Source organism: Pseudomonas sp., from assembly GCF_026224925.1.
In the GTDB taxonomy this organism is placed as follows: domain Bacteria; phylum Pseudomonadota; class Gammaproteobacteria; order Pseudomonadales; family Pseudomonadaceae; genus Aquipseudomonas.
The window spans coordinates 1-5,334 of record NZ_JAMFRV010000503.1; the positions used below are offsets into that span (position 1 = coordinate 1).

General features: G+C 59.7%; 5 protein-coding genes and 1 pseudogene. 5 read left to right on the forward strand and 1 reads right to left on the reverse strand.

Translation table 11 applies throughout. The annotated features are described in order from the left end of the window. Positions 1-353 (reverse strand): helix-turn-helix domain-containing protein (locus M0974_RS21425; RefSeq protein ID WP_297841383.1); only part of this gene is annotated, 353 nt, incomplete at its 3' end. Positions 354-694: 341 nt separating this feature from the next. Here M0974_RS21425 and M0974_RS21430 point away from each other — a divergent pair. The 5 genes and pseudogenes from M0974_RS21430 to M0974_RS21450 all read left to right on the forward strand — a co-directional run. Then, positions 695-2,374, forward strand: a complete 1,680-nt coding sequence (locus tag M0974_RS21430; protein WP_297841385.1) for a bifunctional 3-(3-hydroxy-phenyl)propionate/3-hydroxycinnamic acid hydroxylase — start codon at positions 695-697, stop codon at positions 2,372-2,374. 1 nt (position 2,375) lies between these two features. Further along, the gene (mhpB, locus tag M0974_RS21435; protein WP_297841387.1) at positions 2,376-3,320 is read left to right on the forward strand and encodes a 3-carboxyethylcatechol 2,3-dioxygenase; all 945 of its coding nucleotides are present in this window, start codon (positions 2,376-2,378) and stop codon (positions 3,318-3,320) included. Between the two features lie 83 nt (positions 3,321-3,403). Further along, entirely contained in the window at positions 3,404-4,273 is an 870-nt protein-coding gene (locus M0974_RS21440) for an alpha/beta fold hydrolase (RefSeq protein WP_297841389.1), read from the forward strand. Between the two features lie 83 nt (positions 4,274-4,356). Beyond that, positions 4,357-5,163 (forward strand): 2-keto-4-pentenoate hydratase, encoded by an 807-nt coding sequence (gene mhpD, locus M0974_RS21445; protein ID WP_297841392.1) that lies wholly within the window; start codon positions 4,357-4,359, stop codon positions 5,161-5,163. A 32-nt stretch (positions 5,164-5,195) separates the two neighbouring features. After that, positions 5,196-5,334: pseudogene (locus M0974_RS21450) on the forward strand (acetaldehyde dehydrogenase); the annotation flags it as partial.

A 5,334-nucleotide genomic window follows, 5' to 3' on the forward strand; every position in this document is an offset into this window, starting at 1 on the left:
ATGGCGTCCACGTCCAGGGTGCACAAGTCAGTTGGCCAAACCACTTCCTGCATGAGTTCAGCGAGCAGCGGGGCGGCCAGCCCGGAGACCCATTGTTCGTCGCGAAAACCCTCGCTCAGCTCGCGCACTTTCAGGCTAAGGCGATAGCTATCGTCCGATTCGCTACGGCGCACGTACCCCTCGTCTTGCAGTGTTTCGAGCAGACGCCGGACGGTGGTGCGATGCAGGTCAGTGAGCTCGGCCAGCCTGGCTATGCTGGCGCCACCATCGAGGCGATTCAGCGTGTTTAGCAACTGCAGTCCCCGGGTAAGGCCACGCACGGTTTTATATTCAGTGTCGGATGCAGGCGCCATAATTTTAAAATAAACCTATATAAATCGATGATGTGCACTACGTGCCCATGCGGGCTGTTTTTGATTGTAGGACAAGAATCGGCGTTCCTATACTAGGCCCAACAATTACAAATACCCTTAAATCGGGAGCTCAACAATGAGCCAAGACTACACCTCTATCGCGCTCGAAAGCATGCCGACCGAACTGCACCACAACCTCTGGCGCAGTTAGTCCCGTCAACCAGACTCTCTAAAAAAACTAAACGATTCCCCACCTGCCTCGCGCATTTAGGGGGCTAGCCCCGGCTTGCCTGAAAACGGCCAGATCGGGAGTTACAACACTGTTTCAAGCGGTGATAACAATGAAAATAACGGATTCCAAGCCTGTTAAAAATACCTCGCAAACCGACCACTCTGCCCAGGTTGTTGTGATCGGTTCCGGCCCCGTAGGGTTGGCAATTGCCAACTACCTCGGCCAGGTCGGCGTCGATGTGCTGGTGATAGAAAAGCTCGACCAACTGATCGATTACCCCCGTGCAATCGGCATCGATGACGAATCGCTGCGCACCGTCCAGGCCCTCGGCTTGGTGGACAAGGTATTGCCACACACCACGCCTTGGCACGCCATGCGGTTCCTCACGCCTAAGGGTCGCTGTTTCGCTGATATCCAGCCCATGACCGATGAATTCGGCTGGTCACGGCGCAATGCGTTTATTCAGCCGCAGGTCGATGCCGTGCTGTTCGACGGGCTCAAGCGCTTCGACAACGTGCGCACCCTGTTCTCCCGCGACGTGAATGATTTCAGTCAAGACGCCACCGGCGTGACCCTGCAGATGGAGGCGCCCGGTGGCGTCAAAGAAACTGTTCGCGCCGATTACCTGATCGCCTGTGACGGTGGTAACAGCTATATACGTCGCGCTCTGGGCGTGTCTTTCGAGGGTAAGACCGCGCCGAACCAATGGATCGTTGTCGACATCGCCAACGACCCGCTGGGCACGCCGAATGTCTACCTCTGTTGCGACCCGGTTCGCCCCTATGTTTCCGCTGCATTACCCCATGGGGTGCGTCGTTTCGAGTTCATGGTCATGCCCGGCGAGACCGAAGCCGAGCTGAGCAAACCGGAAAACATGCGCCGGCTGCTGGCTAAAGTGCTGCCGGACCCGGATCGGGTTGAGCTGATCCGTAGCCGGGTATACACCCACAACGCGCGCCTGGCCGGCAAGTTCCGCGTCGAGCGTGTTGTGCTGGCCGGAGACGCCGCGCACATCATGCCGGTATGGCAGGGTCAGGGTTACAACAGCGGCATGCGTGACGCCTGCAACCTGGCCTGGAAAATGGCTCTGGTGGTCAAAGGCCTGGCCAGTCCAGCACTGCTCGACACCTATGAGCAGGAGCGCCGTGACCACGTCAAAGCAATGATTGACCTGTCGGTATTGGCCGGTCACGTGCTCGCACCGCCCAAGCGTTGGCAGGGCACGCTGCGCGATAGTATTTCCTGGTTGCTGAACTACCTGCCGCCGGTCAAACGCTACTTCCTGGAAATGCGTTTCAAACCGATGCTGCAATACTCCGTTGGCGTACTGGTGGCCGCGGGCCCTGACGTGAAGAACTCGCCGGTCGGACGTATGTTCATTCAGCCAAAAGTGCTGACCGATGCCGGTGAAGAAGTGCTGCTGGACGATGTCATTGGCAGCAACTTCGCCATCATCGCCTGGGGCAGCGATCCTACGTGGGGTCTGAGTCCTGCGCAGGTCATGTTCTGGCGCAATCTGGGTACGCGTTTCATTCAGGTACTGCCAAGCGTCCAGTTGCAAGCCAAGCGCGAAGTCAGCGAAGGGGTGATCCGCATCGGCGACAGCAGCGGACGTCTCAAGGAATGGTTCGGCCGTTACCCTGCATCTATCGCCGTAGTACGCCCGGATCGCTTCCTGGCTGGCCTGGCTATCCCGCAAACGCTGGGCAGTGTGTGTGACTCGCTGGCCAAAGCACTGTCGGCCAAGCCTCAAATGCTCGAAATGTCCGCCGCGAACAAGGTGGCTTGAGATGAGTGCCTACCTGCATTGCATGTCGCATAGCCCGCTGGTTGGCTTTGTCGACCCGGCGCCTGCGGTACTGGCCGAGGTCGATGCTCAGTTCAATGACGCCCGTGCCCGGATAGACAGATTCAATCCTGAGTTGGTCATTCTGTTCGCGCCCGATCATTACAACGGCTTTTTCTATGACGTGATGCCGTCGTTCTGCATCGGTATGGCTGCGCAGGCTATCGGCGACTTTGGCACCGCTGCCGGTACGCTCGCAGTGCCCAAGGAGCTGGCCGAGGCCTGCGCTACAGCGGTACTTGAGGCGGGCGTCGATGTCGCCGTTTCTTACTGTATGCAGGTCGACCACGGCTTTGCCCAACCGCTTGAATTGCTGCTGGGTGGTCTTGATCGATGCCCGGTGATCCCTGTGTTCATCAACTCTGTGGCCATCCCGCTGCCGACCTTCCAGCGTGCGCGTTTGCTCGGCGAGGCCATCGGCCGTTTTGCCAAAACGCTGAACAAACGGGTCCTGTTTCTCGGCTCCGGCGGCTTGTCTCACCAGCCACCGGTACCGGAGCTGGCCAGGGTAGATGCGCGCATGGCGGACCGGATGATGGGCAGCGGTCGCAACCTCCCGGCCGACGAGCGTGAAGCGCGCCAGCAGCGGGTCATTCAGGCGGCCGAACGCTTCATCGAGGACCAGAACTCCCTGCACCCACTCAACCCCGAGTGGGATCAGCGGTTTCTCGACCTTATGGCAGAAGGCCGCATCGCCGAGTTGGATCGCGTGGGTAACGCCGAGCTGTCCGAGCTTGCCGGCAAATCCACCCATGAAGTGAAAACGTGGGTAGCTGCTTTCGCCGCGCTCTCGGCGTTTGGCCCCTATCAGGCCAGCGACCGCTATTACCGCCCGATACCCGAGTGGATCGCCGGATTTGGCGCGCTCAGCGCCCAGCCGTCGAGCTGAGGTTTGGCTGCACACAACGGCTCTCTGCGCATGGCCAAAGCCTGGCAGCAGTGCTCTATAACCTGGATTAAAGGAAGCATGAGATGACCGCAACTACTCCCGTACTGACCGTGGCATCCACCAGCAAGTTTGCACGCATCACAGAAGGCGACCTTGACCTGCAGCTGCACTACAACGACGTCGGCCAAGGCGCCGAAACCGTAGTCATGCTGCACGGTTCCGGACCCGGCGCCAGCGGCTGGGCAAATTTCAACCGCAACATCGAACCACTGGTTGAAGCCGGCTACCGGGTGATCCTGATGGACTGCCCGGGCTGGAGCAAGAGCGACCCGATTGTCTGTTCAGGCTCACGTTCGGATCTCAACGCCCGCGCCCTGAAGGGCTTGCTCGACGTGCTCGGTCTGGAGCGTGTCCATATCCTCGGCAACTCGATGGGCGGCCACAGCACCGTCGCCTTCGCCCTGGAAAACCCTGAGCGCATCGGCAAACTAGTACTGATGGGTGGCGGCACTGGCGGCCCCAGCGCCTTCGTGCCGCAACCCACCGAAGGTATCAAGCTGATCGGCGCGCTGTACCGCGAACCGACGATTGAAAATCTGAAGAAGATGATGAACGTCTTCGTCTTCGACGCCAGCAGCATGACCGACGAATTGTTCCAGACCCGTCTGGACAACATTCTGGCGCGCCGCGATCACCTAGAAAACTTCGTCAAGAGCAGTGCCCTCAATCCCAAGCAATTCCCGGATTTCAGCCACCGCCTGCACGAAATCACTGCCCAGACACTACTCGTCTGGGGCCGCGAAGATCGCTTCGTGCCCATGGACACCGGCCTGCGCCTGCTGGCAGGCCTACCCCGTGCGCAACTGCACGTGTTCAACCGCTGCGGCCATTGGGCGCAGTGGGAGCACGCCGAAACGTTCAACCGCATGGTGCTGGATTTCCTGAGCCACTAAACGCGCTGCCGCAATCATTTTCCGCGCCTTGCTGACAGGGCGCAGGTCTATGCGAGAGCCGTGTGCAACCCCCGAGGTGAGTGATGAGTGTGACCCAAGAGTCTCTTGAACAAATGGCCCGCGCCTTGCGCCAGGCCGAGGCGAGCGGTGAAGCCATCGCGCCGCTGCGTGAACAGATTGGTGAAGACAACGGCGAGGCCGCTTACACCATCCAGCGCCTCAACGTCGCCCATGCCGTTGCCAGCGGGCGCCGTGTGGTTGGCCGCAAGATCGGCCTGACCAACCCCAAGGTTCAGCGTCAGCTGGGCGTGGATCAGCCGGACTTTGGCACCTTGTTTGCCGACATGTGCTATGGCGACAACCAAGTGGTACCGGTGAACAGCGTATTGCAGCCGAAGATCGAGGCCGAAATTGCCTTGATCCTCGAGCATGACCTGCCACGTGTAGACACCACCTTTGCCGATGTACTGGCGGCCACTGGGTGGGTACTTCCGGCGCTGGAAATTGTCGGCAGCCGAGTGCAGGGCTGGAACATTCGCTTCGTCGATACCGTCGCCGACAACGCCTCCAGTGGTTGTTTCGTACTGGGTGGCCCGGCTCGTCGCCTGGAGGGCCTCGACCTGCGTCTGGCGAGCATGCGCATGACCCGCAACGGTGAAGAAGTATCCAGCGGCAGCGGTGCCGAATGCCTGGGTCATCCGCTCAATGCGGCGGTTTGGCTGGCTCGCACCATGGCGCGCCTGGGTGAACCGCTTAAGGCTGGCGACATCATTCTTACTGGTGCACTGGGCCCAATGGTACCTGTCAGTGCTGGCGACCGTTTCGAGGCCGTGATTGAAGGCATCGGTCAGGTGGGTGTCGATTTCAAGGTAGAGAGTAGCGCCGAGTGATCGGCGACTTACGTGGGTATGAGGTACACATCATGAAAAAACTGAAAGTCGCCATCGTCGGTTCCGGCAACATCGGCACCGACCTGATGATCAAGATTCTGCGTAATGCAAAACACCTGGAAATGGCGGTCATGGTCGGCATCGACCCGGCTTCCGACGGTCTTGCCCGTG

What these genes read in the sequence shown, in the direction of transcription:
- M0974_RS21430 (WP_297841385.1), top strand. Translation starts at nt 695, where the DNA reads ATGAAAATAACGGATTCCAAGCCTGTTAAAAATACCTCGCAAACCGAC.
- mhpB (WP_297841387.1), top strand. Translation starts at nt 2,376, where the DNA reads ATGAGTGCCTACCTGCATTGCATGTCGCATAGCCCGCTGGTTGGCTTT.
- M0974_RS21440 (WP_297841389.1), top strand. Translation starts at nt 3,404, where the DNA reads ATGACCGCAACTACTCCCGTACTGACCGTGGCATCCACCAGCAAGTTT.
- mhpD (WP_297841392.1), top strand. Translation starts at nt 4,357, where the DNA reads ATGAGTGTGACCCAAGAGTCTCTTGAACAAATGGCCCGCGCCTTGCGC.